We start from the raw sequence: 17,014 nt of genomic DNA on the forward strand, positions 1-17,014 counted from the left end.
CTTCGGCAATAAAGTTGTCAACTCACGCGCCGACCGGCTCGTCGGCAAAAGACTCTGAACGACCGGGAGCGGTCACGCGTATTGGAATAGTCCCGGGCCCGATTGTCGACGATCCAATCTGCGATGTCGAATGACCGAGAATGGCCGAACGGCAGCCGGCTCAAGAACCTTCCAGAACTGGCGTCACGTCGGCGAACGCATGAGCGCATCCGGCTTCCGGTCCGGTCATGCCCGCGACGGTCACCCCAGCTCGAAAGACGTCACCCCGAACACGCGGTCGATCGCAATCGCAGGCGCTTCCTTCGTATACATCCGCGCGGCCTCGAACACGCTCGACATGCCGTGCCGTTCCGCCAGCGCGACGGCTGCGGGGTTCGTTTCCGGCACGTCGAGCACGATCACCTCACCTGGCATGCGCGACGCCAGCGCACGAAACAGCCCCGTCGCGACGTCGGCGTCATCGGCAAAAAGCGGGCCGATCTTGCAGCCCACATGGCAGCGACGCACGACCCCGTAACCGACAACACGGCCCGCGTTGATCGTTGCGAGCGCAACGGCATCCGGCTGCGCGATCCAGACGGAGACGAAACGCTCGCGCGCCGCCGGGAAACACTGACGATCGTAGGCGAGCAACTGCTCGAACGGCACATCGGCCGCTGCCGCCACATGCGCGCACCCGATGTCGCCCACGCGCCCCTGATAGCGGATGTTGCGATACGCGAGCCGGAATCCCGACTTCCTGTAATTCGCCTGCTGGGCAACGACACCGTCCAGGCCGATGTTTCGTTCTCCAAGGTAACGCATGCCGTGCTGCCAGATGCGCATGCCGAAGCCTTTGCCGCGAAACGCCGGTTTCACGATGTAGAGACCGATGAAGCCGAAGTGTTCGTCATAAGCAACCGCCGAAAGGCAAGCGACCGGCTCGCCGCGCCAGATGCCGACGAAGAAACCGGCCGGGTCCGCTTCCCTGAAACAATGCGCGTCGTGCAGACCGGGATTCCACCCTTCCGCGGCCGCCCATTCGACCGACATGGCCACTTCACCGGCCGACATGGTGCGCACGATAAAGTCTTCGCTTCGATCCATGATTCGTCCTTGCCGCGGCGCTCAAGATTGCCGCCTCGCGTTGCGGTGAAATCATCGGGAAGATGCTGTCGATCGGGCCATCATAATCCCGGGACGGCTATCGGCGTGAACGGTCATTCCGTGCCGTCACAGGACGACGAGCGGCTCACTCGCTTCCCGCCGCCCCCTGCTGCTTCTGCAATCTCGCCGGCAAGCGCCAGTTCCCGCTACGCCGCAACCCGTCGACGAACTTCGCGCGCTCGTCCGGCGTCAGCGTCGCCGCGAAATCGACGACACTGCGCTCGACTTGCCCTCGCAATGCGCTATCGGCCGCGCGCGTCCGTTCGAGCGCCGCATCGATCGCCGGCCGATCAAGCTGCGGCGCGGCCAGCAGATCGAGCACCGTGATCCGCCCATCACGCCCTTCCCGCGCGAAATCCCGAGCGTCCTTGCGTGCCGCCTTCAGCGCCGCCGCGAACGCCCGCTGACGCGCATCGGACAATCCGTCCGCGGCGAACCGCAACGCCGTGCGCTGTCCGGGCATTCCCGTTCCATGCAGGTCAGAATGCGTCGAGAACCACTGATACGCGCCACCGCCAATCGCGCCGAGCATGAACACGTTCAGCACGACCGACCCGACGAGCACGAATTTCCAGCCGCGTTCGCTCATTCGTCGCCTCCGTCGATGCTCGGGCCGCCGAACGTCGTCGTCAGGTAGCCCGGTTCGTGTTGCGCGATCGGCGCGCTGCCGAGCATCAGCATCGACACGGCCACCGCGCCCGCCAGCGCGCCGGCCAGCCCGACACCCGCGAACGCCGCGCCCGACCACCACACCCGGCCCCGACGCCGCGCACGTTGCGGCGCCGGCGCCGACGCGACGATGCGTTCGACGAGTGCCGGCGCCGGCGGCGCGACCGTGTCCTGCATCAGCCAGGCATCGAGCTCGGCGGCATCGTCGAGCGCCTCCAGTGCGTCGCGCGGATGCGCTTGCGCCCACGCTTCGGCCGCCGCGCGTTCGTCTTGCGGCCAGCGCCGCGCATCCGAGCCGTACGCGGCGACGATGGTACGGAATCGTTCGGGTGTCATCGCTTGTCCTCGCTAGGTGGGTCGCAGGCCAGTTGCGCGCGCAGGTTGCGCCTTGCGCGCGCGAGCAGGCTTTCCAGCGCATCGACGGTGATGCCCATCAGGTTGGCCGCTTCAACGTTCGACATGTCCTGATAGTACTGGAGCACGAGCGCTTCCCGCTGCCTCGGCGGCAACGCGGCGAGCGCCTCGCGCACGCGCGCGTCGCGCGAGCGCAATTCCGCGTGCGCGGCCGGCTCGGGTTGCGGGTCGGGCACGTCGGGCACCGCGTCGACCGGCTCCTCGCGCCGCCCGCGCAAGCGGTCGTAGCACAGGTTCAGCACGACGCGATGCAGCCACGTGTCGAAGCGCGCTTCGCCATCCCGCCAGCGCGGCGCATGATTCCAGATCCGCAGGAAGGTTTCCTGCGCAACGTCTTCGGCTTCGGTCCGGTCGCCGAGCATGCGCGTCGCGAGCGCGAGCAAGCGCGGCAGTTTGCGTGCGACGAGCACACGCACGGCCGACGCGTCGCGCGCGCCCACCCGCGCGACGAGTTCCGCGTCGGGATCGGCGTCGCTCAACGCAGGCCGCTCCGCGATGCGCGGTGCGAACGCCGCATGCTGCCGGCGGTTGCGCCCGTTGTCCGGCTGAAGCTCATCGTCGTGCTCTCCTTGCAGGCATCGGACCGGCGCATCGGCGACTCGTGATGCGCCACGCCGGGAATCGGCCCGGTCGATTTCATCGAGATCCGGTTCGAACGGCATATCGATCCTGTCGATCGCCCGCCGGCCGGCGCGATCAATATACGACGACCGGCGCGGGCCGGTAATACACCGGACGCGCCGGCACCACGACGCAGCCGGCCAGCACGACGGCCGCGGCTGTCAGGATAAGTATGGTTCGAAAAGGCATGGCTCAGCCGATGAGGTTGTGTGGAAATCCCGCCGCACGGGCAGGCGCTGCGCGCCGCGCGGCGCCCTGCGCGTTACGCCCAGTGGCCCGGCACCCAGCGCCAGTTGGGGCCGCGCGCGGCCCAGTGTCCGGGCACCCAGTGATAGCCGGCACGTACCACTTGCCAGTGCCCCGGAATCCACACGTAGCGGCCCTGCCGCCAGTGCCAGTGGCCCTGATCCCAGACGTAGCCCGCGCGCGGCGCCGGCATCACTTCGACACGCGGCGGCGGCGGTGCGACCGGTGCGACGATGACGGCCTGCGCGAATGCGGCGGACGTCGCCAGCGCGGCCACGCATCCCGTGGCAAACCGTAATGAAATGGAAAGTTTCATGCAAGACTCCGAAGCATCGTTTCCCGGCCGGAGGTGGCCGTTCGTTCGTTAAACGACGCATGCGAAAAAAATCCGTCGCGACACACGCAAATAAATTTCTGCCGCGCCGGCAACGCCGCATGCCCCATCGACGTATCGGGCCGACGCATCGCTTACCGTCTGTCACAACCCGGCAAAACTGCCCTTCGACAATGCGTGTCACCGGGATCCCGCTCGTTTCCGGCCCACGCCCCCGACGCGCTCGCGCACGGCCGGGCAGTTCCGCATCTCGCGTGTCATTCAACGAAAATACGATCATGTCGAACCAGGAAAACCTCCCCGCCGAGTCGAACGAGCCGGCCGCTTCCGTATCGCGTCGCGGCTTCCTGAAACTGGCCGGCGTTTCCGGCCTCGCCACCGCCGCGGGCGGGCTCGCGGCCGCCCGCGGCGCCGCGTCGAATCCGGACGGCACGCCCGAGCAGGTGCACCTGACGTGGGGCGGCGACCCGACATCGGAAGTCGCGATCTCGTGGGCGTCGCTCGCACCGGCCGTCAATCCGCGCGCGCGGATCGTCGCCGAAGGCGAACCGGCACGCACCGTGCACGGCGTGCAGCGCCTTTACACCGACGGCCTGAACGGCGAAACCGTGTTCACGTACCACGCACGCGTGCACGGCCTGAAGCCGAACACGCGCTACCGCTATGAACTGACGGCCGACAACGACAGCAACGCCGCGCAGCCGTTTGCCGCGACCTTCACGACCGCGCCGCGCGGGCGCGCGCCGTTCCGCTTCACGAGCTATGGCGACCTCGCGACGCCGAATGGCGCGTGGGTGCTGTCGTCGCCGCAAAGCCGCTTCGCGGTGCAGGCCGTCGAGCAGTTCCAGCCGCTGTTCCACCTGCTGAACGGCGACCTCTGCTACGCGAACCTGAACCCCGCGCATCAGCCGGAGGTGTGGCGCGACTTCGGCAACAACAATCAGACGTCGGCCGCGAATCGCCCGTGGATGCCATGTCCCGGCAATCACGAGATCGAATTCAACAACGGCCCGCAGGGGCTCGACTCGTATCTCGCGCGCTACACGCTCCCGGAGAACGGCACGCGCTTTCCGGGCCGCTGGTACAGCTTCCGCGTGAGCTCGGTGCTGTTCGTCTCGCTCGACGCCGACGACGTCGTCTACCAGGATGCGGCCGCATTCGTCGGCGGCCCGAATCCGCTCGTGCCGGCCGCGAGCACCGGCCGCGCGCCGATCGAACCGGGCACGTCGTTCTACGTACGCGGCTACAGCAACGGCGAGCAGACGCGCTGGCTCGAGCACACGTTGCGTCACGCGTCGCACGACGACGACATCGACTGGATCGTCGTGCAGATGCACCAGGACGCGCTGAGCTCGTCGAAGACGGGCAACGGCTCGGACAAGGGCATTCGCGAGGCATGGCTGCCGCTGTTCGACCGCTATGGCGTCGACCTCGTGCTGTGCGGTCACGATCACGACTACGAGCGCAGCTACCCGGTGCGCGGCTGCAATCACCGCGCGGGCGTCGATGCCTCGACCGGCGAAGTCGTCGAGACGCTGCAGCCGCGTCCGGTCGGGTCGACCGATCCGAACAGCACGACGTTCGACACGAGCCACGGCACGATCCATCTGATTCTCGGCGGCGGCGGCACCAGTGCGCCGCTCGACGTATACGGCGAAAACCCGGCGACCGGCTTTGCACAGGCCAAGGTCTTCACGAAGCCGAACCGGCCGGTGCCGGGCACCGCGCCGAACACGTTCGTGCGCAAGCCGGCCGATGCGCTCGAGGATGCGATCTGGTCCGCACGCCGCGATACGGGCACGGGCTACGGGATCGCCGTGTTCGACCACGATCCGGGCCAGCCGGGCGGGCACACGACGATCACGATGCGCTATTACCACGCGCCGGGCGCGGATCAGCACCCGACCGCGCAGTACGAGCTGTTCGAGACGATCGAGCTGAGCAAGAAACGCCGCGAGCGCTGATGCGGCGGCCGCCCGCGGCGCGCGATCGCGCGGCGGGCGGTCGAAGTTGGGGTCGGCTCATGCGGGACATCGCACGCAACGTGCGCCGTCCGCTTACCGGTATGGTGAATGCGCGGCGGCCTGCTTCACGCGGATCGACTGCATCCGTTCGCCATCCGAAGGTTGCGTGCGCATCGGTACGTCGATTGCGTCCGCAAGCCGTTCAACCGGTTAGCCGCGTGATTCCAGCGCGATACGCACGGCCAGTCCGGCGAGCACGGTCCCCATCAACCAGCGCTGCACGCGCGCCCAGACCGGCCGACCGGCAAAAAACGCCGCGATCGCACCGGCCATGCTCGCGATCAGCGCGTTGACGCTGACGCTGACCGCGATCTGCACGCAGCCCAGTGCCAGCGATTGCACGAGCACGCTGCCGTGCCCCGGCGAAATGAACTGCGGCAGCAGCGACAGATACATCATCGCGATCTTCGGGTTCGCGAGGTTGGTGACGAAGCCCATCGTGAAGAGCCGCGCGCCGCTGTCGTGCGGCAATTGCCGGACCTGAAACGCCGAGCGCCCGCCCGGCTTGAGCGCCTGCCACGCGAGATATGACAGGTACAGCGCACCGGAGAAACGCAGCGCGTCATACGCATACGGCACGGTCAGCACCAGCGCGGTGATGCCGAATGCCGCGCAGAACATGTAGAACACGAACCCCAGCGCGACACCGCCGAGCGACACCAGCCCCGCACGGCGGCCCTGGCAGATCGAGCGCGAGATCAGGTAGATCATGTTGGGGCCGGGCGTCAGGACCATGCCGAGCGACACGAGTCCGAAAGCGATCAGGGTGGGCAAGGCCGGCACGGCGGTCTCCTTCGAGGCAATGAAGTCAGGGCGAGTGACCCACAATGTATTGCATGTCGACAGCTGCCAGCATGAATAAACTGCAAGTCACCCATGAGCGCGCTTCATCGCGTCATCGCGCCGCCGATGCGCTACTTTCCCTTTTTCGTTCGAGCCTGAATCGCCTTTCCCGCCTTCGCGCGCTGGGCATCGACCAGCTTCACGAAGGCGTCTGCGACCGCATTGCCGGTCGCGTTCCACGACAGCCGCACGGAACGGTGAAGCCTGGGCGACAGCGCCAGCACCTGACCGCCGAACCGGGTGTAGGTGAGCGTGATGCGCGGGACGATCGACACGCCCATTCCCGCCTCCGCCATCGACAGGATGGTCCGCATCTCGACCACGTTGAACGCGGCGCGAAGCGACGCACCGTTGCGCGCGAAGTAGTCCGCGATGAGCGGCCCGCATCCCGCCTTCGAGAAAATGAATGGCATCGTGGACAACAGTTTCGCGGATACGCTCTTGCGGCCGTCGAACATGCCGTCCGCCGCCACCGCGACGAAATCCTCGTCGAGCAACGGCAGATTGTTCGCGAAGGTCTTCGTGCCGGCGACCACGCCGACGTCGGCGGTGCCGTCGTCGAGCCATCCTTCGACCTCCGCGTCCGTGCCTTCGAGCAGTACCGCCGTCACGCCCTCATGCGCCGCCTTCAACGCCTCGAGCGCGGGGACGACGAATGCGAGCGAAACACTCGGCAGCGACGCGACCACCAGCCGCCCTTCGAGCTTGCCGCGCGACAGGCCGAACTGCTGGCGCAGCGTCTGTGCCTCGCGAACCACGTTCTGCACGTACGGCCACAGGCGTTCGCCGGCGGCAGTCAGGACGACCGGCTGCCGGTCGCGCAACAGCAGCTTGACCTCGGTGATGTCCTCCAGTTCGGTCAACGCATGACTGATCGCGGATTGACTGCGACTGAGCCGCTCGGCCGCGGCCGTCAGCGAGCCGAGTTCGACCACGGCCGCCAGGGCCTGCAACTGCGCAAGCGTCATCTCGCCTCCTTGTTTCGGTCCATGTATTTTTCACATGATAGGGCCGTGCATCATGAATTATATTGAATCGCCTCAATGACCTTCGACGAGCGCGCGCCCTCGACCACGTTCGATGCCCCGCGCCGCGCTCGGGTAAGATTCAGCCTCGAAACGTGTCGAATGCCGACGGCGGACGATGCACCGGGGCGACTGGTTCGACCCGAAACCATACAACGGCGTGCGCGATCGCACGCACCGGCAACGGGCGCCGTCGACCGCCCCGCCGCCGCTCATGTCCCGACCTGCTCCCGATGACTCATCTCGATCTGACTCAAGGTGTATTGGTGTCCAGCCTGCACGGGCTCGCACTGCTCGACCTGATCGGCATCGCCGTCGCACTGCTGCTCGGCGGGATGGTCAAGGGGATCACGGGCATCGGCGTTCCGCTGGTGGCGATGCCGATCCTGAGCCAGTTCCTGCCGATCCGGCACGCGGTGCTGCTGCTGTCGATGCCGATCATCCTCGGCAACATCCCGCAGGCGCTGGAAGGCGGCGAGGTGCTGGCGACCGCGCGCAAGATCGCCGCACCGATCGCCGGCACCGTGCTCGGCAACGTCGTCGGCGTCGCGATTCTCCTGTCGCTGAACGCGGGCCACGCACAGGCCGCGTCGGGCGCGCTGCTGATCGTCGCCGCGGCGCTGATGCTGAGCGCGCCGAAGCTGAACCTGCCAGAGGCATGGCAAAAGCCGGTCGGGTTCGCGCTCGGGTTCGGCGCGGCGCTGATGGAAAGCATCGCGTCGGTGCCGGGGCCCCTGCTCGCCACCTACCTGATTTCATCCGGCGCGACCGGCCGCGCGTTCACGAAGCAGATTGCGATCATCCTCGTGGTGTCGATCGTCACGCTGATCACGACGTTCAGCGGCGCCGCCCACGCGAGCGCCGCCGACCTCGCGATTTCCGCCGCGGCAAGCCTGCCCGCCATCGCCGGCATGTGGCTCGTTCGCCCGCTGCGGGACAAGATGTCGCCGCGCGTATTCCGGATGGTCGTCCTGCTGTTCGTGCTCGTAGCCGCGTCCCAGATGATCTGGAAGTCGGGCGTCTTCCGGCACGCGGCCTCGCCCGTCGCACCGGTCGACAGCCCGCACGCGAACGCGAAATAACGTCGGCCGCCCGCCGGCCCGGTCACGGTCCGTTCCCCCTTCGGCCCCGATCCCCAAGACGCGTTAGACTGTCCCGATGGAACAATGCCGTTATTGCCAGAGAATCCGCGATGAATGGGATTGCCACGGGGACGAATGCCGCCGGGCAATCGCGAAGGCCCTGCGCCGGCAGCGCGCGGGTCTGCCGATGGTGCCCGACCGCATCCGCAACGAGCTGCCGTCCGGGGCGCCGACCCAGCAGGTGATCGCCGTCCTGTCGCGCCAGCGCCTGCGGGCCCGCCGCGGCAACGAGGAACGCCGCGAGCGCAAGGAAATCGACGACGCCGACGGCGTCTGATCCCGCACCATCCCCGATCCCGCCCCGCCGGCCGGCACCGCGCCGCCGGGCGCTCGCCCGTGCGCCGTCGGTTTGCCATTCCCGCAATGCCTGACGGGGACGGATCGAATTTCCGCGGCGATTATTACCTCGGCCGCAACGATCTTTCGTCGGAATCCACGTTTACCCTGAATCGACTGACGCCTACGATGTAATCAATCGCTTACGACATGGTGTCGCCGGCGAACTCAATAGAACATCGGAGGTCATCATGAAATCGCTCGTTTCCGCAGTCGTTGCCGCTGTTGCCCTGTCCGCTTCGTTCGGCGCATTCGCCCAAAGCACCGTGACCCGCGCGCAAGTCCGCAACGAACTCGTCCAGCTCGAAAGCGCCGGCTACAAGCCGAGCCAGTCGAGCCCGTACTACCCGGCCGACATCCAGGCCGCGCAAGCGCGCGTGCACGCCGCCGACGCCAGCGGCTACGGCGCGCAACCGGCCCCGGTCGTCCAGGGCGGCGCACCGGCAGTCAAGGTGCAGAACGCGCGCGACTCGGTCTACTTCGGCCACTAAGCCCGCCGCTGCGCGCATCGCGCAGTCCGCCCGGTTCCGACGAGCCCGTCCCGTGACGGGCTCGTCGCATTTCCACGGCACGCAGTGCCGGCCCGCCGTCAGCGGCCGCCGCCCGCCGCCACGCGGGCGCCCGCATCCGCGCCGATGCCGCCACCCAGCAATTCCTGGTAACGCACGTACGCGCATTGCGCGGACGCCTTCGCCGCATACATCGCCGCGTCGGCCTTGACCAGCAGCTCCTCGGCCGACGCGCCATCGGCCGGATATTCGCTGACGCCGATGCTCGCGCCCACGGCCAGGTGACGTTCGCCGAACTCCAGCTCCTCGGCCATCACGATCTGGATACGCGACGCGATATCGCCGATCACCTCGGGCGATCGTACGTCCGAAATCAGCACGATGAATTCGTCGCCGCCGAGCCGCGCTGCCATGTCGCCGCTACGCAGCACGAGGCTCAGCCGTTTCGCGACCGCGACGAGCGTGCGATCGCCGGCCGCATGTCCGTGCTGGTCGTTGATCTGTTTGAAGCGGTCGAGATCGACGAACATCACCGCCAGCCCCTCGCGCACCGCGGCCGCATGCCGGATCGCGGCCTCGAGATGCTCCATGAACAACAGGCGGTTCGGCAGCCCGGTCAACGGATCGTGACCGGCGAGGTGCGTGAGCTCCAGTTGCTTCGCGCGCAACATCGCGACCTGCGTACGGATCTCGACGCGCATGCTGTCGAAACAGCGCGCCAGCACGCCGATTTCGTCGGCCCGCGCAACGGGCAATCGCTCGGCGGCCGGATCGTCGAACACGTGGGTCGCCGCGCGCGCGAGCATCTGCAACGGACGCGTGATCGCACGCGCGAACAGGATCGCGAGAATCACCGCCGCCAGGCTCATCAGGAACACCATCCGGATGATCCGTTCGCCGAGCATCCCGGCCGGCGCCAGCACGTCCGTGAGCGGACGCGCCATGCCGAGCACGACGAAGCGGTTGCCCTCGTTGTTGCCGAACGGCGTGCGCACGAACGCGAGCATCTCGCCCGGTACGTCGTCGGGCTGCGCGAGACCGTTGAGCGTCACGTTCGTGCGCGTCCCGGCGAACAGTAGCCGCGTGCCGGGAAAGCGGTCCTGCATCAGCACGCGCCGGCCGCGATCGAAGCCGAAGGTCTGCGACGGATCGGGATGCACGAGGAAGTCGCCCCACTCGTTCGCGAGGAACACCGCGTAGTCCTGCGGCAGGTCGCGCTCGAGCCGATCGAACATGCGCGACAGCTCGACGTCGACGACCAGCGCGCCGACCACCACGTCGGCCTGGTCGACGACCGGGGTGCCCACGCGCAGAATCGGCAGCCCTTCGGCCGCATGCGCGCCGGTCTCGTGATTGATCACGATCGGCGACAGGTAGATATGACCGGGTGCCGTCGCGAGCGTATCGAATACATAGGAAAACTGTCCTTTCTCCTGGAATGCACTCTCCGGCAGCACGACGATGCCGCGCGCGTCGCGATCGACGCGAATCCGCTCGAGCCCGAAATCGCCGCGCGCGATCAGCCGGATCTGCAGGTACTCGGGATGGTTCTTCATGAAGCTGACATACACCTGCTCGAGCCGCGAGCGCGGCGCAGGATCGGTGCCCTCGCCGCTCGCGACGCTCGGCGCCGACGGCAATTGCGCGAGCACGAGCGCATCGTCGGCCACGTCGGACAGCGCGGTCGTGAAGCGCTGTCCGAGCAATTGCGTCGACATCAGCAGGTTGTGCTGTGCTTCCTGCACGAGCATCGTCCGGTTCGCGCGGTAGGTGGAGTAGCCGGTCGTGCCGGACGCGATCACGCCGATGCACGCGAACAGCACCGACAGCTTCGACGTGAGCCCGAGCCTGATCATTTGTCGAACCGCTCCGGCCGGTCGCCCGACACGATGCGGCTCCACAGCGACTCGCGCCGCGCGATGTCCTCGACCGGCTGGATCCATACGAGGTGCTGGTTGCCGGACTCGAAACCGGGCGGCGGCTCGAGGGTATTCGCGAGCCCCTGGCGTTCGGTCAGCAGCGCGCCGATCGCCGGTTCGAGCATGTAGTTGATCCATGCGAACGCGAGCTCGCGATGCTCCGCGCCGCGCGTGACGCCCCAGCAGTCGAGCCACGCGAGCGCGCCTTCGTCCGGAATCACGTAGCCGACGTCCGCACCGGCGCGGCGCAGTTGTTCGACCTGCTGCGTGCCGTAGTTGCCGAACATCAGCGCCGCGTGATGCTGGACGAACAGCGCGGTCGCCTCTTCCGGAAGCGTGTAATACGTGAGCAGGTTGCGTCGCAGGTCGACCAGCTTATGCGCGACGGCAAGCGTTTGCGCGGGCGACAGGTGAAAGGGGTCGGGATAGCGGAGTGCGAGTGCGGTGAACGAAAAATTATGCTGCGCGCTGTTGAAGTCGAGCACCTTGCCACGGTAGCGCGGATTCCACAGTTCCAGCATCGAGCGCGGCGCGGCGGGCACCTGCTTGCGATCGTAGATCAGTCCCATCGACGAATACGTGAACGGAATCGCATAGGTCGAGCCGTTGTGCACGAGTCCGCCTATCGTCGCGAGCTGCTGGAAATTCGGTCGTTGCCGCCTACGGTTGGGGACCTGTGACAGGTCGATCGGTATGAGCAGGCCGTCGCGCGCGTAGCGCTGGATCTCTGCCGTGTTGGCGGCGAGCACGTCGTACGGCGGCGGCGACGCGGTGTGCATTCGCGTCCACAACGCTTCGTCGGAATCGACGAACGTCACTTCGACGCGTACGTGGAATTGCGTCTCAAACGCATTGACGACATCGTTGTCCGCGTAGCCGGGCCATGCAAGGACGCGCAGGACGTTGTCGTTGACGGTCTCGGGAGAAGCCGCACACGCAGGCAGGCCCTGCAAGCCCAGCGTCAGGATGACAAACCATCGGCATACGGCCCGGCGCGCACGCCGACACGCGCCGATTCCCCTGATCAATCGGTCCTCGCCCGCATTCCCCGTATGCATTCGACTATCCTTTTTTTGAGTCGATGCTTGAGCTTGCAACAAGACCATAAAAAATATCGCCGCGCAATTGGAACAAGCCGCACGCACACTGCGTCCGCGCGCGAAGAATCCTCAGGTGAAAGGCATGACTCGACGCGTGCCGCTTCCGGTTGCAGCCACGCGGCACACGAGTGAACGCCGCAATCGCGCGCGACGGATGCGCACGCATCGGCATCGCCACGACGGCGCGACGGCGCGACCGGCCCCGCCCGTCGCACTTTTCTTTTCGGGCCGCTCGTCGGACAATGTCCCGCCCCGCCGCGCGCGGCGCCGCACCGGCCCGCGCGCGGCGCACGCATGCTCCACCCGCGCACATGAAACGCTACGAAACCCTCGCCCATACGATCGCCGACGAAATCCGCAACGGCAACCTCGCGGTCGGCACGCGCCTGCCGTCGCTGCGCCAGATCATCGCGCAGCATGGCGTGAGCCAGTCGACGGTGTTTCGCGCGTACTACCTGCTCGAACAGTGGGGGTTGATCCGCGCACGCGAACGCTCCGGCTATTACGTCGCGCCGGGCGCGAGCCCGGCGGCGCACCCGCCCGCGAAACGCCGCGCGAGCCGCGCCGGCGCCACGCGCAAGGTCGACATCAGCGATCTCGTGTTCTCGGTGCTCGACGCCGCGACGCAACCCGGCATCGTGCCGCTCGGCTCCGCGTTCCCCGCGCCGCAGCTGTTTCCGCTGCCGCGCCTCGCGAAATCCCTTGCGCAGGCGACGCGGCTCGTCAGCCCGTGGAGCACGGTCGTCGACCTGCCGCCGGGCAACGAGGCACTGCGCCAGCAGATCGCGCGGCGCTATCTGGCAACCGGCGTCGCGCAACCCGTCGACGAGATCGTCGTCACGAACGGCGCGCTGGAGGCGCTGAACCTGTGCCTGATGGCCGTCACGCGGCCCGGCGACGTCGTCGCGGTCGAATCGCCCGGCTTCTATGCGGCGCTGCAGGCGATCGAGCGGCTCGACCTGCGCGCGGTCGAGATTCCCGTCGATCCGCGCACCGGCCTCGATCTCGATGCGCTCGCGAACGCGCTCGACCGGCACGACATCCGCGCGTGCTGGTTCATGACCAATTTCCAGAATCCGACAGGTGTCACGCTGTCGCTCGACAAGAAGCGCGCGCTCGTGGAGATGCTTGCCGCGCGCGAGGTGCCGCTGATCGAGGACGACGTGTACGGCGAGCTGCATTTCGGCCCCGACTATCCGCTGCCCGCGCGCGCCTTCGACCGGCACGGTCTCGTGATGCACTGCAGTTCGTTCTCGAAGACGCTCGCGCCGGGCTACCGGATCGGCTGGGCCGCCGCCGGCCGGTTCGCGGAAAAAGTGCAGCGGCTCAAGCTGATGACCACGCTGTCGGCGAGCATCCCCGCGCAAGCCGGCATCGCGAACTATCTGGAGCACGGCGGCTACGATCGTCATCTGCGCAAGCTGCGCGGCGCGCTGCAGACGCAGCTCGCCCGCATGGACGACGCGCTGCGGCGCTGGCTGCCGGACGGCGTCGAGTGGGTGCGGCCGGACGGCGGATATTTCCTGTGGCTGTCGTTTCCCGATGCGATCGACGCGATGGAACTGCATCGCCAGGCGATCGCGCGCGGCATCAGCTTCGCGCCGGGGCCGCTGTTCTCGGCCGCGCACGGCTTCGAGCGCTGCGTGCGCGTGAACTTCGGCCATCCGTGGAGCCGCGACATCGAACGCGCGATCCGCGTGCTTGGCGAACTGGTCGCCGAGCCTGCGGTACGCAAGGCCGGTTAAGCCCGCACGCAGGCCGCCGACGCCGCCGCGCAGCCGACGCACGCACGGGTTACAGTGCATCTCCCTTCGCCCCCTCGACCCATCTCATGAGCGCATTGCCGTACCTCGATCACGCCGCGCTGCTGACGCTCGCCGCCGAAGCCGCCGGCGTCACGCAGCCGTGCACCTGCACGAAGACCCCGCTTGCCGGCTGGACGAGCCTGCCGCTGTCGCTGCAGGACACGCAACTCGTCGAAGTGGCGACGCTCGCACCGCCCGACGACCCCGAACCGACCTACGACGAATTCCATCCGGGCGGCACGCGCTACTGGTCCGACCGCGCGCCGATCGCGCCGCGCCACTTTCCGTACAACCGCTGCAACGTCAGCCGCTGCGAGTCGTGCGGCCGGCTGTTCCTGCGCTACCAGGAAGGCGGCGGTTACTTCATCGACCAGCGCATCCGCGCGCTCGATCCGGCCTTGATCGTCGACGCGCAAGCGCAAGCCTGAACCCGACGCGGGCATGCGCAACGCATGCCCGACGGCCGCCGGCGCATCGCCGATCTGCTGCGCCCTTTTCGTCCCGATCTGCTGCTTGTCCCGCCGCCCCGCGTTCCCTACGCTGTCTCCGGTTGCCCGACACCCGTCGCAACGTCCCCTTCCGAGCGGCGCGCGCCCTGCACCGCCGCTCCTCTCGCGTATCACGTCATGTACCGATATACCGATTTCGACCGGGCGCTCGTGCACAGCCGCGCCGCCCAGTTCCGCGACCAGCTCGAACGCTGGCAGCACGGCACGCTGAGCGAGGACGCGTTCCGGCCGTTGCGCCTGCAGAACGGCTGGTACGTGCAGCGCCACGCGCCGATGCTGCGCGTGGCCGTACCGTACGGCGAACTGTCGAGCGCGCAGCTTCGCGTGCTCGCCCGAATCGCACGCGACTACGACGTGCCCGACGACGCCACCTATCGCGCCGCCCGCGACGCGCAGGCGCTGCTCGGCACGCTGCGACTGCCGATCCGAAACGCGCACTTCACGACCCGCACCAACGTGCAGTTCAACTGGATTCCGCTCGCGAAGGCGGCCGACGTGATGGACCTGCTGGCGACCGTCGACATGCACGGGATCCAGACGAGCGGTAATTGCATCCGCAACATTTCGTGCGACGAGCGCGCGGGCGTCGCGCCGGACGAGATCGCCGATCCACGTCCGTTCGCCGAAGTGATGCGCCAGTGGACGACGCTGCATCCGGAATTCGCGTTCCTGCCGCGCAAGTTCAAGATCGCGATCACCGGCGCGGCCGAGGATCGTGCGGCAACCGACTGGCACGACGTCGGGCTGAAGCTCGTGCGCAACGACGCGGGCGAGCTCGGCTTTCGCGTGAGCGCCGGCGGCGGCATGGGCCGCACGCCGCTGATCGCGACGCTGCTGCGCGCGTTCCTGCCTTGGCAGCACGTGATGAACTACATCGAGGCGATCGTCCGCGTCTACAACCGCTACGGACGGCGCGACAACAAGTACAAGGCACGCATCAAGATCCTCGTGAAGAGCGAGGGCCAGCGCTACATCGACGACGTCGAGGAAGAGTTTCGACAGATCGTCGAGCATGACGGCGGCCCGCACACGATCCCGCAGGCCGAATTCGACCGCATCGCGGCATCGTTCGTGCCGCCGAGCATCGCGCCGCGTGCGCTCGACCTGCAGGATGCCGAAGCGCGCATGGCCGCGCACGCCGGTCGCCACCCGGCCTTCGCGCGCTGGCTGGCGCGCAACGTCGCCGCGCACCGCGACCCGGCGCTGAGGATCGTCACGCTGTCGTTCAAGCGCCGCCTGCAGGCGCCCGGCGATGCGTCGCCCGAGCAGCTCGACGCGCTCGCCGAACTCGCCGACCGCTTCTCGGCCGGCGAAGCGCGCGTCACGCATGCGCAGAACGTGGTGCTGCCGTGGGTGCACGTCGACGACCTGTTCCTGCTGTGGGAACACGCGCGCGCAATCGGTCTCGCCAGCGCGAACGTCGGACTCCTGACCGACATGATCGCGTGCCCGGGCGGCGATTTCTGCGCGCTCGCGAACGCACGCTCGATTCCGATCGCCGACGCGATCGCCGAACGGTTCCAGGATCTCGACATGCTGCACGACGTCGGCGACATCGACCTGCACATCAGCGGCTGCATCAACTCGTGCGGCCACCATCACAGCGGGCACATCGGCATCCTCGGCGTCGACAAGGACGGCGCCGAGTGGTACCAGGTAACGCTCGGCGGCTCGGACGGTTCGAGCGCGAGTGGCCCCGCGCGGCCGGGCAAGGTGATCGGCCCATCGTTCTCGGCGGACGAGATCGTCGATGTCGTGGACGCGCTCGTCAACGTCTATCTCGACGCGCGGCTCGACGCCGACGGCCGCGGCGAACGATTCATCGACACTGTGCGCCGCATCGGCGTCGAGCCCTTCAAGGCCGCGGCGAACGACGCACGTCACCAGGCGGAGCACGCATGAACCCGACCGACCCAAACACCCACGCACGCATCCGGCTGCTGACACCGGCCGAACACGCCGACGACACGCACTCGCCCGACACGGCGACGCTCACGAACCTGACGATCGGCAACGACGAGGAACTGGCGCCGCTCGCGGAGCGGATCGCGCAGGCCGCGCGCATCGACCTGCACTTCCCGTCCTTCACCGACGGTCGCGCATACAGCCAGGCGTATTTGCTGCGCAAGCGCTTCGGCTTCTCCGGCGACCTGCGCGCGACGGGCGACGTGCTGATCGACCAGTTGCTGCTGATGGAACGCACCGGGTTTTCGAGCGCGGTGCTCGGCGCCGATGCCGATCTCGCGGCCGCGCGCCGGCAGCTCGACCGGTTTCCCGGCTTCTATCAGCGCGACGCGAGAACGGTAGCGCCGCGACAGGACGCGGCGACGCAGACGGCGCAATGAAAACGGGCGGCCCGCAGGCCGCCCGTC

Annotated in this window: 17 protein-coding genes; 8 read left to right on the forward strand and 9 right to left on the reverse strand. The window is 67.7% G+C overall.

Translation table 11 applies throughout. From position 1 onward, the window contains the following. Positions 1-240: 240 nt before the first annotated feature. From WS87_RS23765 to WS87_RS23785, 5 genes are all read right to left on the reverse strand, one after another. On the reverse strand, positions 241-1,086 hold the full coding sequence (locus tag WS87_RS23765; protein WP_059819204.1) for a GNAT family N-acetyltransferase: 846 nt from the start codon (positions 1,084-1,086) through the stop codon (positions 241-243). Between the two features lie 145 nt (positions 1,087-1,231). After that, a complete protein-coding gene (locus tag WS87_RS23770) occupies positions 1,232-1,735 on the reverse strand; it encodes a periplasmic heavy metal sensor (protein WP_059819205.1) in 504 nt (167 codons plus the stop codon). Then, positions 1,732-2,151, reverse strand: coding sequence for a hypothetical protein (locus WS87_RS23775; protein ID WP_059819206.1), 420 nt, complete (start codon positions 2,149-2,151; stop codon positions 1,732-1,734). The genes WS87_RS23770 and WS87_RS23775 overlap by 4 nt, the downstream gene beginning before the upstream one ends. Further along, entirely contained in the window at positions 2,148-2,891 is a 744-nt protein-coding gene (locus WS87_RS23780) for an RNA polymerase sigma factor (RefSeq protein ID WP_082750656.1), read from the reverse strand. Before WS87_RS23780 ends, WS87_RS23775 begins: the two co-directional genes overlap by 4 nt. A 221-nt stretch (positions 2,892-3,112) precedes the next feature. Further along, positions 3,113-3,412 carry a YXWGXW repeat-containing protein gene (locus WS87_RS23785; protein ID WP_059819207.1) on the reverse strand — a complete coding sequence of 100 codons (300 nt, stop codon included), beginning with the start codon at positions 3,410-3,412 and terminating at the stop codon, positions 3,113-3,115. Positions 3,413-3,708: 296 nt separating this feature from the next. On the opposite strand from WS87_RS23785, the gene WS87_RS23790 reads away from it, so the two are divergent. Next, positions 3,709-5,394 (forward strand): purple acid phosphatase family protein, encoded by a 1,686-nt coding sequence (locus WS87_RS23790; RefSeq protein ID WP_059819208.1) that lies wholly within the window; start codon positions 3,709-3,711, stop codon positions 5,392-5,394. A 210-nt stretch (positions 5,395-5,604) separates the two neighbouring features. Here the strand turns inward: WS87_RS23790 and WS87_RS23795 are convergent, their stop codons facing one another. Together WS87_RS23795 and WS87_RS23800 are read right to left on the reverse strand one after the other, a co-directional pair. After that, positions 5,605-6,237 carry a LysE family translocator gene (locus tag WS87_RS23795; RefSeq protein WP_059819209.1) on the reverse strand — a complete coding sequence of 211 codons (633 nt, stop codon included), beginning with the start codon at positions 6,235-6,237 and terminating at the stop codon, positions 5,605-5,607. A 131-nt stretch (positions 6,238-6,368) separates the two neighbouring features. Next, positions 6,369-7,265: a LysR family transcriptional regulator gene (locus WS87_RS23800; RefSeq protein WP_059819210.1), complete on the reverse strand. Its 897-nt coding sequence runs from the start codon at positions 7,263-7,265 to the stop codon at positions 6,369-6,371. A 290-nt stretch (positions 7,266-7,555) separates the two neighbouring features. Here WS87_RS23800 and WS87_RS23805 point away from each other — a divergent pair, with 290 nt between their 5' ends. The 3 genes from WS87_RS23805 to WS87_RS23815 all read left to right on the forward strand — a co-directional run bounded on the left by WS87_RS23805 (position 7,556) and on the right by WS87_RS23815 (position 9,291). After that, the gene (locus WS87_RS23805) at positions 7,556-8,404 is read left to right on the forward strand and encodes a sulfite exporter TauE/SafE family protein (RefSeq protein ID WP_059819211.1); all 849 of its coding nucleotides are present in this window, start codon (positions 7,556-7,558) and stop codon (positions 8,402-8,404) included. A 76-nt stretch (positions 8,405-8,480) separates the two neighbouring features. Then, positions 8,481-8,741, forward strand: a complete 261-nt coding sequence (locus tag WS87_RS23810; RefSeq protein ID WP_006760082.1) for a hypothetical protein — start codon at positions 8,481-8,483, stop codon at positions 8,739-8,741. Between the two features lie 250 nt (positions 8,742-8,991). Further along, positions 8,992-9,291 carry a DUF4148 domain-containing protein gene (locus tag WS87_RS23815; protein WP_059537592.1) on the forward strand — a complete coding sequence of 100 codons (300 nt, stop codon included), beginning with the start codon at positions 8,992-8,994 and terminating at the stop codon, positions 9,289-9,291. A 98-nt stretch (positions 9,292-9,389) separates the two neighbouring features. Here WS87_RS23815 and WS87_RS23820 read toward each other — a convergent pair whose 3' ends face one another. Continuing rightward, positions 9,390-11,165 carry a diguanylate cyclase domain-containing protein gene (locus WS87_RS23820; protein WP_059819212.1) on the reverse strand — a complete coding sequence of 592 codons (1,776 nt, stop codon included), beginning with the start codon at positions 11,163-11,165 and terminating at the stop codon, positions 9,390-9,392. Beyond that, positions 11,162-12,286, reverse strand: a complete 1,125-nt coding sequence (locus WS87_RS23825; protein WP_059819213.1) for an extracellular solute-binding protein — start codon at positions 12,284-12,286, stop codon at positions 11,162-11,164. Before WS87_RS23825 ends, WS87_RS23820 begins: the two co-directional genes overlap by 4 nt. Positions 12,287-12,639: 353 nt before the next feature. Between WS87_RS23825 and WS87_RS23830 the strand changes: the two genes are divergently transcribed. From WS87_RS23830 to WS87_RS23845, 4 genes are all read left to right on the forward strand, one after another. Beyond that, positions 12,640-14,073: an aminotransferase-like domain-containing protein gene (locus WS87_RS23830; protein ID WP_059819673.1), complete on the forward strand. Its 1,434-nt coding sequence runs from the start codon at positions 12,640-12,642 to the stop codon at positions 14,071-14,073. An 86-nt stretch (positions 14,074-14,159) separates the two neighbouring features. Continuing rightward, positions 14,160-14,561, forward strand: coding sequence for a hypothetical protein (locus WS87_RS23835; protein ID WP_059819214.1), 402 nt, complete (start codon positions 14,160-14,162; stop codon positions 14,559-14,561). A 198-nt stretch (positions 14,562-14,759) separates the two neighbouring features. After that, the gene (locus WS87_RS23840; protein WP_059819215.1) at positions 14,760-16,544 is read left to right on the forward strand and encodes a nitrite/sulfite reductase; all 1,785 of its coding nucleotides are present in this window, start codon (positions 14,760-14,762) and stop codon (positions 16,542-16,544) included. After that, on the forward strand, positions 16,541-16,987 hold the full coding sequence (locus WS87_RS23845; RefSeq protein ID WP_059819216.1) for a DUF934 domain-containing protein: 447 nt from the start codon (positions 16,541-16,543) through the stop codon (positions 16,985-16,987). Before WS87_RS23840 ends, WS87_RS23845 begins: the two co-directional genes overlap by 4 nt. Positions 16,988-17,014 lie beyond the last annotated feature (27 nt).

This window comes from Burkholderia sp. MSMB0856, assembly GCF_001524645.2.
Lineage (GTDB): Bacteria > Pseudomonadota > Gammaproteobacteria > Burkholderiales > Burkholderiaceae > Burkholderia > Burkholderia diffusa.

Excerpts from the sequence above, each read along its gene's own strand:
- WS87_RS23765 (WP_059819204.1), bottom strand. The coding sequence starts at position 1,086 with ATGGATCGAAGCGAAGACTTTATCGTGCGCACCATGTCGGCCGGTGAA.
- WS87_RS23770 (WP_059819205.1), bottom strand. The coding sequence starts at position 1,735 with ATGAGCGAACGCGGCTGGAAATTCGTGCTCGTCGGGTCGGTCGTGCTG.
- WS87_RS23775 (WP_059819206.1), bottom strand. The coding sequence starts at position 2,151 with ATGACACCCGAACGATTCCGTACCATCGTCGCCGCGTACGGCTCGGAT.
- WS87_RS23780 (WP_082750656.1), bottom strand. The coding sequence starts at position 2,891 with ATGCCGTTCGAACCGGATCTCGATGAAATCGACCGGGCCGATTCCCGG.
- WS87_RS23785 (WP_059819207.1), bottom strand. The coding sequence starts at position 3,412 with ATGAAACTTTCCATTTCATTACGGTTTGCCACGGGATGCGTGGCCGCG.
- WS87_RS23790 (WP_059819208.1), top strand. The coding sequence starts at position 3,709 with ATGTCGAACCAGGAAAACCTCCCCGCCGAGTCGAACGAGCCGGCCGCT.
- WS87_RS23800 (WP_059819210.1), bottom strand. The coding sequence starts at position 7,265 with ATGACGCTTGCGCAGTTGCAGGCCCTGGCGGCCGTGGTCGAACTCGGC.
- WS87_RS23805 (WP_059819211.1), top strand. The coding sequence starts at position 7,556 with ATGACTCATCTCGATCTGACTCAAGGTGTATTGGTGTCCAGCCTGCAC.
- WS87_RS23810 (WP_006760082.1), top strand. The coding sequence starts at position 8,481 with ATGGAACAATGCCGTTATTGCCAGAGAATCCGCGATGAATGGGATTGC.
- WS87_RS23815 (WP_059537592.1), top strand. The coding sequence starts at position 8,992 with ATGAAATCGCTCGTTTCCGCAGTCGTTGCCGCTGTTGCCCTGTCCGCT.
- WS87_RS23820 (WP_059819212.1), bottom strand. The coding sequence starts at position 11,165 with ATGATCAGGCTCGGGCTCACGTCGAAGCTGTCGGTGCTGTTCGCGTGC.
- WS87_RS23825 (WP_059819213.1), bottom strand. The coding sequence starts at position 12,286 with ATGCATACGGGGAATGCGGGCGAGGACCGATTGATCAGGGGAATCGGC.
- WS87_RS23830 (WP_059819673.1), top strand. The coding sequence starts at position 12,640 with ATGAAACGCTACGAAACCCTCGCCCATACGATCGCCGACGAAATCCGC.
- WS87_RS23835 (WP_059819214.1), top strand. The coding sequence starts at position 14,160 with ATGAGCGCATTGCCGTACCTCGATCACGCCGCGCTGCTGACGCTCGCC.
- WS87_RS23840 (WP_059819215.1), top strand. The coding sequence starts at position 14,760 with ATGTACCGATATACCGATTTCGACCGGGCGCTCGTGCACAGCCGCGCC.
- WS87_RS23845 (WP_059819216.1), top strand. The coding sequence starts at position 16,541 with ATGAACCCGACCGACCCAAACACCCACGCACGCATCCGGCTGCTGACA.